The organism is Streptomyces himastatinicus ATCC 53653, assembly GCF_000158915.1.
GTDB classification, from domain to species: Bacteria; Actinomycetota; Actinomycetes; order Streptomycetales; family Streptomycetaceae; genus Streptomyces; species Streptomyces himastatinicus.
Genome location: NZ_GG657754.1, coordinates 3,338,030 through 3,352,542 on the forward strand (window position 1 = coordinate 3,338,030; position 14,513 = coordinate 3,352,542).

The window sequence follows — 14,513 nt, forward strand, 5'->3', positions numbered from 1 at the left end:
GTTGAAGAGGGCGGTGCGGACCAGGCCCACATGGGGGTTGCCGGTCGGCGAGGGACAGAAACGAACCCGCACGGGGGCGGGGGAGCTTGCGCTAGCCACGCTTGATCACCTTGTTGGTGAGAGTGCCGATGCCTTCGATGGTGACGGCGACCTCGTCGCCGACGGTGAGCGGGCCGACGCCCGCGGGGGTGCCGGTGAGCACGACGTCGCCGGGGAGCAGCGTCATCGCCTCGGTGATGTGCACGATCAGGTCCTCGATCGAGCGGACCATCTCGCTGGTGCGGCCCAGCTGCCGCTGTTCGCCGTTGACGGTGCACATGACCCCGAGGTCGGCGGCCCGCTCCAGGTCGATGTCGGTCTCCACCCAGGGGCCCAGCGGGCAGGAGGCGTCGAAGCCCTTCGCCCGTGCCCACTGCTTCTCACGCCGCTGCGCGTCGCGCGCGGTGATGTCGTTGCCGCAGGTGTAGCCGAGGATGACGTCGGCCACGCGCTCGCGCGGGACCTCGCGGCACATCCGCCCGATGACCACGGCCAGCTCGGCCTCGTGGTGCACCTCGGAGGAGAAGGAGGGGTACGCGATGGGGTCGCCGGGGCCGATCACCGAGGTGGACGGCTTGAAGAAGACGACCGGCACGTCGGGGACCTCGTTGCCGAGTTCGGCGGCGTGCTCGGCGTAGTTGCGCCCGATCCCGATGACCTTGTTGGGCAGGACGGGCGGCAGCAGCCGGACCTTGCTGAGGGGGATCTTCTGCCCCGAGCGCTCGAATTCGGCGAAGGGGTGTCCCTTGATGATGTCGACGACGGGGCCGCCCTGGTCGGACGGTTCGCCCTCGACCACTCCGAAGGCGACGTTGCCATCGATGGAGAATCTGGCGATGCGCACGGGAAGCTGGTGCCTCTTAACTGGACTCGCTGGAGACTGACGCTCCAGGCTATCGCCCCGCCTCCCGCGCGCCGCCGGGTCGGCTCGCCCGTCCCCGTGGAGGGACGAGGCGCGTGCGCCTCAGTGGCCGGGGGCCTCGGTCAGCACGGTGCGCCGCGGGTTGGCGGTCTGGGTGGGCAGTTCGACGGGGTGCTCCGGCTGATCGCCGGTCTCGGTCCGCAGTTCCTCGGCGTCCCCGAGATGGGCCAGGGTGGTGCGCCGAGGGTTGGCTATCGTGCGGAACATCAGAGTCGTCTTCACTGGGTTTACGCCTCGCGTTGTTGTCGTATCGACCGGTTGTGTAAAGCGTCAGGCTAGGGGCGGCCTTGCCCATGGAATCGCAGAAAAAGTCTCGACCGGCATGTGATTTTGCTCACGAATCATCGGGCAAATGCCGCATTCACGGCACACATTCCACGCCCCGAAACGGACATTGCACCCCCGAACGAGACGTTCCGCTCTTGATCATCGCTAGCCGGACACGCCGTGGCCGCGATCGACTCGTTCACAAAAGTCCGTTATCGAGGACATGACTTTCTACGTCCGGTAATAGCGCCCGCACTGAGCGTCACGCGCGTCACAGCCTTACCCCTTGCCCTTGTTGCAGCATCCGGCACTGTGCTGGAATTCCCGGGACCGCCGTGGGAACTAGCCGGCGCGCATGGGGGCGCAAGACGGAGGCGCCGAGCGGCGGGGGCTCCTCCAGTCGAATACGAAAGGAAGCGCGCCGGTCACTCACGACCGAATTGGGGGGCCGCGGTCCCCCTCGACTCGACACCGCTTCACCGCTGATCCGGTGAAGCGCCTGGTCCAGAGGTTGCGACGCTAGTGCAGGGACGTTTCAAGAGGGATGGTATGGGGTCTCCCCAGGCCCGCCAGGGCCGCGGGGAAACTTCGGCGGACCCGGAGCCGCGCGGTGGGACCGACCGCGGTTCCTCGCCCCAGCGTGCCCAGGGCGGCGGGCGGCCCCCGGCCGACCAGGGCCCCGAGACCGGCGCCCAGAGCGCTACGAAGACCAGCGCGCCCAGCGGTGGCGGCGGCGCGGCCGAGTCCACGTCATCGTCGGCGCCCAGTGGGCCCGGCGCCCGGGTGGCCCTCAAGAACTGGCGGATCAGTACCAGGCTGGTGTCCCTGCTGGCGCTCCCCGTGGTCGCGGCGACCACGCTGGGGGCGCTCCGTATCGACACCTCGCTGGACAACATCCAGCAGCTCGACCAGATGAAGCTGCTCACCGAGATGACGCAGCAGGCCACTCAGCTGTCCAACGCGCTCCAGGCGGAGCGGGACAAGTCGGCGGGGCCGCTGGCGAGCAAGGGCAACGAGAAGGACGACGGTGTCGTCTCCACCCGCGAGGACACCAACCGCGCGATCGCGGCCTTCCGCAAGGCGACCGACAACGTCGAGCCCGGCGACCAGTCGATGGCCGGTGTGCAGTCGACGCTGGTCAACATCGACCGCCAGCTCGGCAAGATCAACGATATTCGTGACACGGCGTACGACAACAGCCAGTACTACTCGCTGACGGTCCAGGACTACAACGAGCTGATCAACTCGCTGCTGTCGCTGTCCCAGGACATGGCGCAGGCCACCAGCAACCGCGCGATGATCAACAACACCCGCGCGCTCGCCACCTTCTCCTCCGCCAAGGAGTACGCCTCCATCCAGCGCGCGCTCATCAGCGCCGCCCTCGCCGACCCCAAGGGCGCCGAGTTCTCCGCCAACGACAGCCGGTTCGCCAGGACCGCGGTCGACAAGGAGAACGAGGCCCTGGGCAGCTTCAAGCAGATCCGCCAGGGCAACTCCGAGGACCTGCTGGAGCCGCTGGACAGCCGCCCGGACATCAAGGCGGCGACCATGTACGCCGACCGGGCGGTGCGCGATCCGGACGGCCTCAAGGCCGAGAAGCGCACCTATCTGGACTGGTACGACCAGGACAGTATCAAGATCGACGAGATGGGCAAGATCGAGCAGACGCTGCTCAGCGAGATGACGCAGAAGTCTCGTGAGCTGCGCGACGACGCCCAGCAGGACGCGATCCTCAACGGTGCGCTGATCCTTCTCGTCCTCGGTGTCTCGCTGGTCGGCGCGTTCGTGGTGGCCCGGTCCATGGTCCGCTCGCTGCGCCGGCTCCAGGACACCGCGCAGGACGTCGCCGAGAAGCGGCTGCCCGAACTGGTCAAGCAGCTGTCCGAGTCCGACCCGCAGGACGTGGACACCTCCGTCGAGTCCGTCGGTGTGCACAGCCGGGACGAGATCGGCAGGGTGGCCGCGGCCTTCGACGACGTGCACCGCGAGGCGGTCCGGCTGGCCGCCGAACAGGCGCTGCTGCGGGGCAACGTCAACGCGATGTTCACCAACCTCTCGCGCCGCAGCCAGGGCCTCATCCAGCGTCAGCTCTCGCTCATCTCCGAGCTGGAGAGCCGCGAGGCCGACCCGGACCAGCTGTCCTCGCTGTTCAAGCTCGACCACCTCGCGACCCGCATGCGCCGTAACGGCGAGAACCTGCTGGTCCTCGCGGGCGAGGAGCCCGGCCGCCGCTGGACCCGGCCGGTCCCGCTGGTGGACGTGCTCCGCGCGGCCGCCTCCGAGGTGGAGCAGTACGAGCGCATCGAACTCAGCTCGGTCCCGGCGACCGAGGTCGCGGGCCGGGTCGTCAACGACCTCGTGCACCTGCTCGCCGAGCTGCTGGAGAACGCCACCTCCTTCTCCTCGCCGCAGACCAAGGTCAAGGTCACCGGTCACGCCCTGCCCGACGGGCGGGTGCTGGTCGAGATCCATGACACCGGTATCGGGCTCTCGCCGGAGGACCTGGCCGCGATCAACGAGCGGCTGGCCTCGCCGCCCACGGTCGACGTGTCGGTGTCCCGGCGCATGGGCCTGTTCGTGGTCGGCCGGCTGTCGCTGCGTCACGGCATCCGCATCCAGCTCCGGCCGTCCGATTCGGGCGGCACGACGGCGCTGGTCATGCTGCCGGTGGACGTCGCCCAGGGCGGCCGCAAGCCCACGCCGCAGGGCGCCGGGGGCAAGTCCGGCGGGCCCGGCGGCCAGGGTGGTCCGGGCGGCCAGGGCGGGCCGGGCAACGGCTCGGCGGGGCTGCTCGGTTCGGCGCCCTCGCGGCGTCAGGTCCCCGGCGCGGGTCCGCGTACCGCGCTGCCCGGCACCGGCGGCCTTCCGACCCGTCCGGCCGGTGCCGGCGCGGGTGCGGGTGCGGGTGCCGGATCGGGTGCCGGCCCGACGGGCGGCGCCCCCTCCGGTCCGAACCTCTTCGAGGCGCCCGGGCGGTCGGCGCAGCGGAACGAGCCCCCGGCCGGGCCCGGCAGTGGTGCCGGTGCTGGAGCCCCCTCCGGTCAACCTCCGCTGCCCACGCGCAACGACCAGGGCCCGACGGTCGCACCGCCGACCGGTGCGCCCGGCCGCGCCGACTCCGGCGACCAGGGCAACCGTCCGCAGCTGCCGTCGCGCGACCCGGCACGTGAGCTTCCCGGCCCGCAGCAGGCGCCCGGCACCAGCTGGGGCGCCGGCCCCCAGGACGACTGGGCGGGACCGGCGGGACGGCGGGACGCGGGCGACCAGCCGCGCGGACACGAGGAGCCCGAGACCACGGGCCAGTTCGCCCGCCCGGACCTCGGCCCGGGCGAGCGCCGCGATCCGTTCGGCAACCGCGGCCCCGGCGACACCGGCGAGCTGCCCCAGCTGAGCGACGGCCCCAACCTGTTCGAGCCGCGCCGCGGCCAGGGCGGACCGGGCGACACCGGCGAGTTCCAGCGCCCGGACTACGGCCGCGGACCCGGTGACACCAGCGAGTTCCAGCGCCCGGACTACGGCCGCGGACCCGGTGACACCAGCGAGTTCCAGCGTCCGGACTTCGGTCGCGGACCGGGCGACACCAGCGAGTTCCAGCGTCCCGACGTCGGTCGCGGACCCGGTGACACCGGCGAGTTCGCCGTACCCGGCCAGGAGGGCCGCGGTCCGGGCGACACCTCGCAGTTCAACCGCCCCGACTACGGGCGCGGGCCCGGCGACACCGGCGAGTTCGCCCGGCCGGAGCTGGGCCAGGGGCCCGGCGACACCGAGGAGTTCCCGCAGGTGCGGGACGACCGGAACGCGCGCGGCGGTCGCCAGACGGACGACAGCCTGCCGCCCGCCGCCGGACCCGGCGACGGCCGGACGCCGATATTCGACACCATCGAATCCACCTGGCTCCACCCCCAGGCCGATCCCTCGGGCGGCCGGGGCGACGGCGGGCGGTACCCCGCCGAGCCGCCCGCCCAGGCTCCCGAGCCGCCCGCGTCCGGGCAGCCCGTGCCCGGGCAGCCCGCGTCGGCCGTGCCGCCCGCCCGGGGCCGCGAGCCGCAGCAGCCGTCCTGGAACACCGGTGAGTACAACACCGCGGCGGCGGGCGGAACCGGTGGCATGGGCGACACCACCAACGGAGCCCAGCGGACCGGCGGCACCAACGGCGCCGGTTTCCAGGGGCTGAGCGGTGGTCCGGAATCCACGTGGCAGTCGTCGGCCAACGACGAGCGCTGGCGGCGCGCGGGGCAGATCCGCGAGCCCGCCGCCGGCGGTATCACGGCGTCCGGCTTGCCACGGCGGGTGCCCCGCGCCAATCTCGTGGAGGGTGCCGCACAGCCGTCGCAGCAGCCCGAGCAGGTGGGGCCCCAGGTGTCTCGCGCGCCCGACGATGTACGCGGGAGGCTGACCAACCTCCGCCGGGGGATTCAGCAGGGTCGTCGGGCCGGAACCGGCCTCGACGACAATCATGATCGCGGCGTAGGCCCGACTTACCAGCAGGAGCGTTAGTTGAGCCCGATGAGCCAGGCGGCGCAGAATCTGAACTGGTTGATCACCAATTTCGTGGACAACACCCCCGGGGTGTCCCACACCGTGGTGGTCTCCGCCGACGGACTCCTTCTGGCGATGTCCGAAGGCTTCCCCCGTGACCGAGCCGATCAACTGGCGGCGGTCGCCTCCGGCCTGACCTCGCTCACCACCGGGGCCTCCCGCATCTTCGAAGGCGGGACGGTCAACCAGACCGTCGTCGAAATGGAACGAGGCTTCCTCTTCATCATGTCCATCTCCGACGGCTCCTCCCTCGCCGTACTCGCCCACCCGGAGTGCGACATCGGCCTCGTCGGCTACGAGATGGCCCTGCTCGTCGATCGCGCGGGCAACGTCCTCACCCCCGACCTGCGCGCCGAATTGCAAGGCAGCTTGTTGAACTGACCCCCGACCGCCCACCCGGCCGTACGGCCGGGCGCCCCCCACCGGCACCGACCGACGGCACACGTCGTCACCTTGTTGTCCGACCGGAGGACTCATGACCCCGCCCCCTGCCTCGACCGGCCCGTACGGCGGCCATCACCACTCGCCGTACGGGGGTGAAGGCGACCAGCCATTGGTGCGTCCCTACGCCATGACCGGAGGCCGGACCCGGCCGCGCTACCAGCTCGCCATCGAGGCCCTGGTCAGCACCACGGCCGACCCCGCGCATCTGGCGGGACTGCTCCCCGAGCACCAGCGCATCTGCCATCTCTGCGGGGAGGTCAAGTCCGTCGCGGAGGTGTCGGCGCTGCTGAACATACCCCTCGGGGTGGCGCGGATTCTGGTGGCCGACCTGGCGGAGGCCGGCATGGTGGCGATCCACCAGCCGGGGGGCAGCTCGGAGACGGGCGGCACGCCGGATGTGACACTGCTCGAAAGGGTGCTCAGTGGACTTCGCAAGCTCTAGCGGCGGCGCCCCGCCGGCCCGCACGACCACCTCGGCGAAGATCGTGGTGGCGGGCGGCTTCGGCGTGGGCAAGACCACGTTCGTCGGCGCAGTCTCGGAGATCAACCCGCTGCGCACCGAAGCCGTGATGACGTCCGCCTCGGCGGGCATCGACGACCTGAGCCATGTGCAGGACAAGACCACAACGACCGTGGCGATGGACTTCGGCCGCATCACGCTGGACGACGACCTGATCCTGTACCTGTTCGGCACCCCCGGCCAGGACCGGTTCTGGTTCATGTGGGACGACCTGGTCCGCGGCGCCATCGGCGCCGTCGTCCTCGTCGACACCCGCCGACTCGCCGACTGCTTCCCCGCCGTCGACTACTTCGAGAACTCCGGCCTGCCCTTCGTCATCGCCCTCAACGGCTTCGACGGACACCAGCCCTACGCTCCGGAGGAAGTCCGCGAGGCCCTCCAGATCGGCCCGGACACCCCGATCATCACCACGGACGCGCGCCACCGCAGCGAGACCAAGAGCGCCCTCATCACCTTGGTCGAACACGCGCTGATGGCCCGGCTCAAGTAGGGAAAGACCGCCGGAAGTTGTCCGGCGGCTCAGGTGCGAGCGGGTTGTGTCCAACGACACGGCCCGCTCGTGCCTTCATAACGTTTCGACAGAGAAAAACATGGCTCGTCGACACGGAGCGCACGTGATCGACTCCGGTGCGCGCTCAACTCGTTCGGTATTTGACATGGCTCACCCTTAACGCCCGTTTTATCTCTGGTCTAGACAACAGACTGATCGGTTTGCGTAGTGTTTGGAAAGCACCTGCGGGGCGTGCTGGAATTCGTTGAACTGGGCAGTAAGGGCTCAACTGGGAACGGCACGAGATCGGTGCCGACGCCGAGAGGTTGTTGGTCGAGTGAGGCGAAGCACGCCGGACCCCGCGCAAGAAGCGCGAGGGAACTTCACCCCGCCGCCGCGTACACGCACAGCGGCACCGTCCGCAGATGCGTCGGATCCGCCCACCCCCACAGGTGGCCGGATCACCCCGCGGAACTGGGGGGTGCGCACGCGGCTGTACGCCATTTTGCTCATCCCCGTGCTGGTGGCGTTGGTCTTCGGTGGGTTCCAGGTGTCGGCGTCGGTCACCACCTGGAACGAGGCGCAGGACGCGGAACGCACCGCCAAGCTGGTCCGGGCCGCCGAGTCCTACGCCCACGCGCTGGTCGACGAGCGCGACCGGACCGCGGGACCACTGCTGACCGGCACCAATGAGGACGTGGTGCGCAAGGTCCGCGCGACGACCGACGCGATGAAGGCGCAGTTCGACGAGGCGGCCGCCGACATGCCGCAGACGGCGACCCTCAAACGGCGCCTCAAGGCGTTCCGGTCGGCCGAACCCCAGCTGGTGGCGCTGCGGCGGAACGCTTACACCGACCGGCTGGGGGCGGTGAAGACCGAAGAGGGCTACGTCGGCGTCGAGCACTCGCTGATCGAGTTCGCCAACGAACTGGGCCTGGGCACCGGCAACATCACCTCCTACGGCCGCACCGTCTACGCGGTCTCACTGGCCAAGGGCGCCGAGTCGCTCCAGCGCTCCATCGGCACGCATCTGCTGGTCAAGCCGGGTCCGTCGGCGGCCGACCGCAAGACCCAGCTGACCGCTTTCGGCAGCTATGTCTACCTGGAGGGCATCGCCCTCGGGGAGTTCAACGCCGCGGGCACCCCGGAGGACGTGACCCGGCTGGAGGACACCCTCACCGCGGCCAAGAAGCGGGCGGAGGCGCAGAGCGCCGCGGCCAAGCAGAAGGCCGAGTCCGCGGGGAAGACGTACACCGAACCGCCCTCCATGGACCGGATGGTCCAGGCCATTGCCGGTGGTTCGGCACCCGAGGACCTGGCGGACCAGGGCATCACTCCGGACGCCTGGTTCGCGGCGTCCACGGTCAAGTTCGACGCCTACCGCGACGCCGAGCAGAACCTCGTCGACAAGGCCGTGAACGAGGCATCGCAAATATCCGCGAACGCAAAGCAGGACACGATCGTGAACGCCGCGATCGTGCTCGTCGCACTGCTCGTGGCGTTCATCGTGGCCGGCCGGATGGCCCGCTCGATGAGCCACAGCATGCTCCAGCTGCGCAACGCCGCCTTCGACGTCGCCGAGCAGCGGCTGCCCATGGTGGTCGACCAACTCTCCCGTACCGACCCGGGCCGGGTGAACACGCGGGTCACCCCGATCCCGATCAACACCCGGGACGAACTGGGCGAGGTCGCCCGCGCCTTCGACCAGGTGCACCGCGAGGCGATACGTCTCGCGGCCGAGCAGGCGATGCTGCGGGGCAACGTCAACGCGATCTTCACGAACCTTTCCAGTCGCAATCAGGGCCTGATCGAACGACAGCTCACCCTGATCTCCGAACTGGAGAGCCGGGAGGCCGACCCGGACCAGCTGGAGCACCTCTTCCGGCTGGACCACCTGGCCACCCGCATGCGGCGCAACGGCGAGAACCTGCTGATCCTCGCGGGCGAGGAGCCGGGCCGTCGCTGGAACCAGCCGGTGCCCCTGATCGACGTGCTGCGCGCCGCCTCGTCCGAGGTGGAGTCGTACGAGCGGATCGAACTGGCCGGGATCTCCGAGACCGAGATCCACGGCACCGCGGTGACCGACCTCGTCCATCTGCTCGCCGAGCTGCTGGAGAACGCCACCACCTTCTCCTCGCCGCACACCAAGGTGCGGGTCACCGCGACCCGGCTGCCGGACGGCCGGGTGGTGGTCGAGATCCACGACAAGGGCATCGGCCTGACCGCCGAGGACTTCGCCGACATCAACCACAAGCTGGCCAAGCCGCCGACCGTGGACGCCGCGGTCTCCCAGCGCATGGGCCTGTTCGTGGTCGGCCGCCTCGCCGACCGGCACAACATCCGGGTGCAGCTGCGCCCGGCCGGTGAGCAGGCGGGCACCACCTCGCTGGTGATGCTGCCCGACGCGATCACCCACGGCGGTGGCGGCGAGGAGCTGCCCCAGGACGAGTTCACGGTCTCCCGGCTCGTCCCGGAGCCGGAGCCGGAATCGCAGCCCACGTACACCGCCGAGGACGTCGCCCTGTCCTCGCGCACGGCGGCCGAGCTGGGCTTCGACGACTCGTCGTACGCCCAGGAGCAGCTCCAGCGGCAGGAGCAGTTCCCGTCTCAGGAGCAGTTCCAGCGGCCGGAGCAGCCCCCGCGGCAGTACGGCGGGCTCCAGGCCATGCAGCACGAGCAGGAGCCGCGGCACGACCCGGCCGAGCCCAATCTGCTGGCCCAGCCCGGCCCGGCACCGGCCGGTCCCCAGTACCAGGATTCCGCCTTTTCTGAACCGGAAGCGGACTTCACAGCCCAGACACAGCCGGAACAGCAGCCGTACGTGGGCTACAACTCACCTTCCCAGCAGGGAGAGTGGGGCGATTCCGGATCTTTTGAAATGCCCTTCGCGTCGCAGTTCGGGACGCAAACGGAATCGGGACCCGGCGGTCCCGAAGTTTCGCAGGACCGCGTAGAGTTCCACCGTCCGGGCCCCTCTCCGAGTGGCGTCCACTCCATGACCGACGCGGGGCTCCCGCGCCGCGACAAGCAGTGGCAGCCGATCGAGGAGACAGGGGCACAGGCGGCAGTCGGGGAGCCGGCGGCGGCTGCGGCGCCGGAACGGCCGCGGCAGACCCCGCAGGAGGACGGTAACCAGTGGCAGTCGGAAAACGACCAGCGCTGGCACCGTGCCGAACAGCTCCGCGAGCCGAAGGCCGGCGGGGTCACCTCCTCCGGTCTGCCCCGCAGGGTGCCCAAGGCCAACCTGGTCGAAGGTGCCGCGGAGCCCACCGGACAGGGCGGCCCCCAGGTCTCCCGGGCCCCGGAGGACGTCCGCGGCAGGCTCAGCAACCTGCGCCGCGGCATCCAGCGGGGACGCGATGCGGGATCCGGGATCACCCCGCGTGACCAGCATGACCAACAGGGCTTCGGCCCCGGCAGCACCTACGATCAGGAGCGTTAGTGTGAGCCCGATGAGCCAGGCGGCGCAGAACCTGAACTGGTTGATCACCAATTTCGTGGACAACACCCCCGGGGTGTCCCACACCGTGGTGGTCTCCGCCGACGGACTCCTTCTGGCGATGTCCGAAGGCTTCCCCCGTGACCGAGCCGATCAACTGGCGGCGGTCGCCTCCGGGCTGACCTCGCTCACCGCCGGAGCCTCCCGCATCTTCGAAGGCGGCGCGGTCAACCAGACCGTCGTCGAAATGGAACGAGGCTTCCTCTTCATCATGTCCATCTCCGACGGCTCCTCCCTCGCCGTACTCGCCCACCCGGAGTGCGACATCGGCCTCGTCGGCTACGAGATGGCCCTGCTCGTCGATCGCGCAGGCAACGTCCTCACCCCCGACCTGCGCGCCGAATTGCAAGGCAGTCTTCTCAACTAGCAAACATGGAGTGCGTTTCGCGCCACCGCGCCATAGGGTGCGGTGGCGCGACCGGCCGACAGGCACGTTGGAGTTGGAGGAGGAAACGTGGCAACGCCCCCTAGCGGATATCCGTACGGCCATGGGCAGCCGTCCGAACCGCGCGGAGAAGCCCCGATGAAGCGCTTCAACTTCCCCTCCGCGCCCAGCCGCCAGGCACGCTCCCCGTACCCGGGCGAACAGTCCTGGGATTACCCCGGCGAGCAGCCTCAGGAGCCGATGCCCCCGCAGCCCCTGCCCCCACAGGGCCAGCAGGACCTCTACGCGCCCTCCTACGCGCCTCCCGAGAGTCCGATGTACGAACCACCGCAGCCACCCCGCATCCAGCCCGTACAGCCGCCTCAGCGCCTCGCACCGGAACCTTCCCCCACGGGAGGCGCGCATAACCCCCTGGTGCGCCCGTACGCCATGACCGGGGGCCGTACCCGGCCCCGGTACCAGCTCGCCATCGAGGCACTGGTACACACCACGGCCGATCCCAGCCAGCTCCAGGGCCAGCTCCCCGAGCATCAGCGGATCTGCCAACTGTGCCGCGAGATCAAGTCGGTCGCCGAGATCTCCGCACTGCTCACCATCCCCCTCGGCGTCGCCCGGATCCTCGTAGCCGACCTGGCCGAGGCCGGGCTCGTCGCCATTCACCAGCCCGGCGGCGACGAGTCCGCCGGCGGCCAGCCTGACGTGACACTGCTCGAAAGGGTGCTCAGTGGACTTCGCAAGCTCTAGCGGTGCAGCCCGCTCCACCACCTCCGCGAAGATCGTGGTGGCGGGCGGCTTCGGCGTGGGCAAGACCACGTTCGTCGGCGCGGTCTCGGAGATCAACCCGCTGCGCACCGAAGCCGTGATGACGTCCGCCTCGGCGGGCATCGACGATCTCACCCACGCGCCGGACAAGACCACCACCACGGTGGCCATGGACTTCGGCCGCATCACGCTCGACCAGGACCTGATCCTGTACCTGTTCGGCACCCCCGGCCAGGACCGGTTCTGGTTCATGTGGGACGACCTGGTCCGCGGCGCCATCGGCGCCGTCGTCCTCGTCGACACCCGCCGACTCGCCGACTGCTTCCCCGCCGTCGACTACTTCGAGAACTCCGGCCTGCCCTTCGTCATCGCCCTCAACGGCTTCGACGGACACCAGCCGTACAGTCCCGAAGAGGTCCGCGAGGCCCTGCAGATCGGCCCGGACGCGCCGATCATCATCACGGACGCGCGCCACCGCAGCGAGGCCAAGAGCGCGCTGATCACGCTGGTCGAGCACGCGCTGATGGCCCGGCTGCGTTAGCCGCGCCCGGTTCCGGCGGGCCCCGGCCCGCCGGAACCAGCCGGTATCCACCGGTATCGGATCCGGCATCGCATACGGAAAATCCCCCGCCCTCCCTCGTAGAGCGGGGGATTTCGCGTATGCGGTACGGGCGTCCGCCCTGCCAGCTGTGCGGGGCGCTGAACGCCGGGCGGCGCTCCAGCCGGCGCCAGCGGGCGGCGCTGGAGCGCGGGCGGGCCGCGGCGCCGTCACGGGTGTGACCGGCGGTGGCGGCGGCGCGGGCGAGCAGCACGGCGGTGACCGCGGCCAGCTCCTCGGCGTCGGCGTGGCCCTTCTCGACCCGGACCAGGGTGGCCGCCGCGGCGGCGGTGTCGGCGATGTCGGTGGGCGTGCTCACGGTGTCTTCGTCTCCCTCGTGGGCGTTACTGCGGCGGGTTGCCGTGCTTGCGGGACGGCAGGTCGGCGTGCTTGTCGCGCAGCATCGCCAGGGACCGGATCAGGACCTCACGGGTTTCGGACGGGTCGATGACGTCGTCCACCAGGCCCCGCTCGGCCGCGTAGTAGGGGTGCATCAGCTCGGACTTGTACTCCTTGACCATGCGCGCGCGCATGGCCTCGGGGTCGTCCGCGTCGGCGATCTGACGGCGGAAGATCACGTTGGCGGCGCCCTCCGCACCCATCACCGCGATCTCGTTGGTCGGCCAGGCGTAGGTCAGGTCGGCACCGATGGACTGGGAGTCCATGACGATGTACGCACCGCCGTACGCCTTGCGCAGGATGACGGAGATCCGCGGCACGGTCGCGTTGCAGTACGCGTACAGCATCTTGGCGCCGTGCCGGATGATCCCGCCGTGCTCCTGGTCGACACCGGGCAGGAAGCCGGGCACGTCGAGGAAGGTGATCAGCGGGATGTTGAACGCGTCGCACATCTGGATGAAGCGCGCGGACTTTTCCGAGGCCTCGATGTCCAGCACGCCGGCCAGCGACTGCGGCTGGTTGGCGATGATGCCCACGACCTGGCCGTCGAGCCGGGTCAGCGCGCAGATGATGTTGGTCGCCCAGCGCTCGTGGACCTCCAGGTACTCGCCGTCGTCGACGATCTCCTCGATGACCTTGCGCATGTCGTACGGGCGGTTGCCGTCGGCCGGGACGAGGTCGAGCAGCGAGTCGCCGCGCCGGTCGACCGGGTCGTCGGCCTCGGCGACCGGCGGGTTCTCCCGGTTGTTCTGCGGCAGCAGCGAGAGGAGGTAGCGCACCTCCTCCAGGCAGGTCTCCTCGTCGTCGTACGCGAAGTGGCACACGCCCGAGGTCTCGGCGTGCACGTCCGCGCCGCCCAGACCGTTCTGGGTGACCTTCTCCCCGGTCACCGCCTGGACCACATCGGGTCCGGTGATGAACATCTGGGACGTCTCGCGGACCATGAACACGAAGTCCGTGAGCGCCGGGGAGTACGCGGCGCCACCGGCGCACGGGCCGAGCATCACGCTGATCTGCGGGATGACACCGGACGCCTTGGTGTTGCGCTGGAAGATGCCGCCGTAGCCCGCGAGCGCCGAGACGCCCTCCTGGATGCGGGCCCCGGCGCCGTCGTTGAGGGACACCAGCGGCGCCCCGGCCGAGATGGCCATGTCCATGATTTTGTGGATCTTGGTGGCGTGGGCCTCGCCCAGCGCGCCGCCGAAGATCCGGAAGTCGTGTGCGTAAACGAACACCGTCCGCCCGTGGACGGTCCCCCAGCCGGTGACGACCCCGTCGGTGTAGGGCTTCTTCGCCTCGAGCCCGAATCCGGTCGCGCGGTGCCGCCGCAGCGGCTCCACCTCGTTGAAGGACCCCTCGTCCAGCAGGAGATCGATCCGCTCGCGAGCGGTCAGCTTGCCCTTGGCCTTCTGGGCCTCGGTCGCCCGCTCGCTCGGGCCGCGCCGAGCCTGCTCGCGGATCGCGTGCAGCTCGGCGACGCGCCCGCGGACGTCACTCGCCTCTTCGGGCGCACCTTCGAGATTGGTCATGGAACGACGGTACGTTCTGTGAGCCCCGGAAACGCATGTCGATTCCATACAACGTCGGGCCCGTTTTCGTGGGCAGGCGGAACAGAACTGGACAGCGGATTTCCCCTTACCCGGCACCCC

12 protein-coding genes and 1 pseudogene are annotated in these 14,513 nt (G+C 70.0%); 8 read left to right on the forward strand and 5 right to left on the reverse strand.

Annotated elements, in window-relative coordinates:
- The 3 genes from SSOG_RS58435 to SSOG_RS13555 form a co-directional block, all read right to left on the reverse strand.
- On the reverse strand, positions 1-99 hold a 99-nt coding region (locus SSOG_RS58435; RefSeq protein WP_154686095.1), incomplete at its 3' end, for a glutamate--tRNA ligase family protein.
- The gene (locus SSOG_RS13550; protein ID WP_009714788.1) at positions 92-883 is read right to left on the reverse strand and encodes a fumarylacetoacetate hydrolase family protein; all 792 of its coding nucleotides are present in this window, start codon (positions 881-883) and stop codon (positions 92-94) included. The genes SSOG_RS13550 and SSOG_RS58435, both read right to left, overlap by 8 nt.
- A 120-nt stretch (positions 884-1,003) precedes the next feature.
- Positions 1,004-1,183: a hypothetical protein gene (locus SSOG_RS13555; RefSeq protein ID WP_009714789.1), complete on the reverse strand. Its 180-nt coding sequence runs from the start codon at positions 1,181-1,183 to the stop codon at positions 1,004-1,006.
- A 594-nt stretch (positions 1,184-1,777) separates the two neighbouring features.
- On the opposite strand from SSOG_RS13555, the gene SSOG_RS13560 reads away from it, so the two are divergent.
- The 8 genes from SSOG_RS13560 to SSOG_RS13595 all read left to right on the forward strand — a co-directional run bounded on the left by SSOG_RS13560 (position 1,778) and on the right by SSOG_RS13595 (position 12,408).
- Positions 1,778-5,725: a sensor histidine kinase gene (locus tag SSOG_RS13560; RefSeq protein WP_050799851.1), complete on the forward strand. Its 3,948-nt coding sequence runs from the start codon at positions 1,778-1,780 to the stop codon at positions 5,723-5,725.
- A gap of 9 nt (positions 5,726-5,734) precedes the next feature.
- Positions 5,735-6,148 carry a roadblock/LC7 domain-containing protein gene (locus tag SSOG_RS13565; protein ID WP_009714791.1) on the forward strand — a complete coding sequence of 138 codons (414 nt, stop codon included), beginning with the start codon at positions 5,735-5,737 and terminating at the stop codon, positions 6,146-6,148.
- Positions 6,149-6,242: 94 nt separating this feature from the next.
- On the forward strand, positions 6,243-6,653 hold the full coding sequence (locus SSOG_RS13570) for a DUF742 domain-containing protein (RefSeq protein ID WP_009714792.1): 411 nt from the start codon (positions 6,243-6,245) through the stop codon (positions 6,651-6,653).
- Complete coding sequence (locus tag SSOG_RS13575; protein ID WP_009714793.1) at positions 6,634-7,221, forward strand: GTP-binding protein; 588 nt, start codon at positions 6,634-6,636, stop codon at positions 7,219-7,221. The genes SSOG_RS13570 and SSOG_RS13575 overlap by 20 nt, the downstream gene beginning before the upstream one ends.
- 337 nt (positions 7,222-7,558) lie before the next feature.
- A complete protein-coding gene (locus tag SSOG_RS13580) occupies positions 7,559-10,663 on the forward strand; it encodes a sensor histidine kinase (RefSeq protein ID WP_106516394.1) in 3,105 nt (1,034 codons plus the stop codon).
- A gap of 10 nt (positions 10,664-10,673) precedes the next feature.
- The gene (locus SSOG_RS13585; protein ID WP_009714795.1) at positions 10,674-11,087 is read left to right on the forward strand and encodes a roadblock/LC7 domain-containing protein; all 414 of its coding nucleotides are present in this window, start codon (positions 10,674-10,676) and stop codon (positions 11,085-11,087) included.
- An 87-nt stretch (positions 11,088-11,174) separates the two neighbouring features.
- The gene (locus SSOG_RS48370) at positions 11,175-11,849 is read left to right on the forward strand and encodes a DUF742 domain-containing protein (protein WP_078510300.1); all 675 of its coding nucleotides are present in this window, start codon (positions 11,175-11,177) and stop codon (positions 11,847-11,849) included.
- A complete protein-coding gene (locus tag SSOG_RS13595; protein WP_078510301.1) occupies positions 11,830-12,408 on the forward strand; it encodes a GTP-binding protein in 579 nt (192 codons plus the stop codon). The genes SSOG_RS48370 and SSOG_RS13595 overlap by 20 nt, the downstream gene beginning before the upstream one ends.
- Before the next feature lie 136 nt (positions 12,409-12,544).
- Here SSOG_RS13595 and SSOG_RS55960 read toward each other — a convergent pair.
- Positions 12,545-12,784: pseudogene (locus SSOG_RS55960) on the reverse strand (acyl-CoA carboxylase subunit epsilon); the annotation flags it as partial.
- Positions 12,785-12,809: 25 nt separating this feature from the next.
- Positions 12,810-14,393, reverse strand: coding sequence for an acyl-CoA carboxylase subunit beta (locus tag SSOG_RS13605; RefSeq protein WP_009714799.1), 1,584 nt, complete (start codon positions 14,391-14,393; stop codon positions 12,810-12,812).
- Between the last annotated feature and the right edge of the window lie 120 nt (positions 14,394-14,513).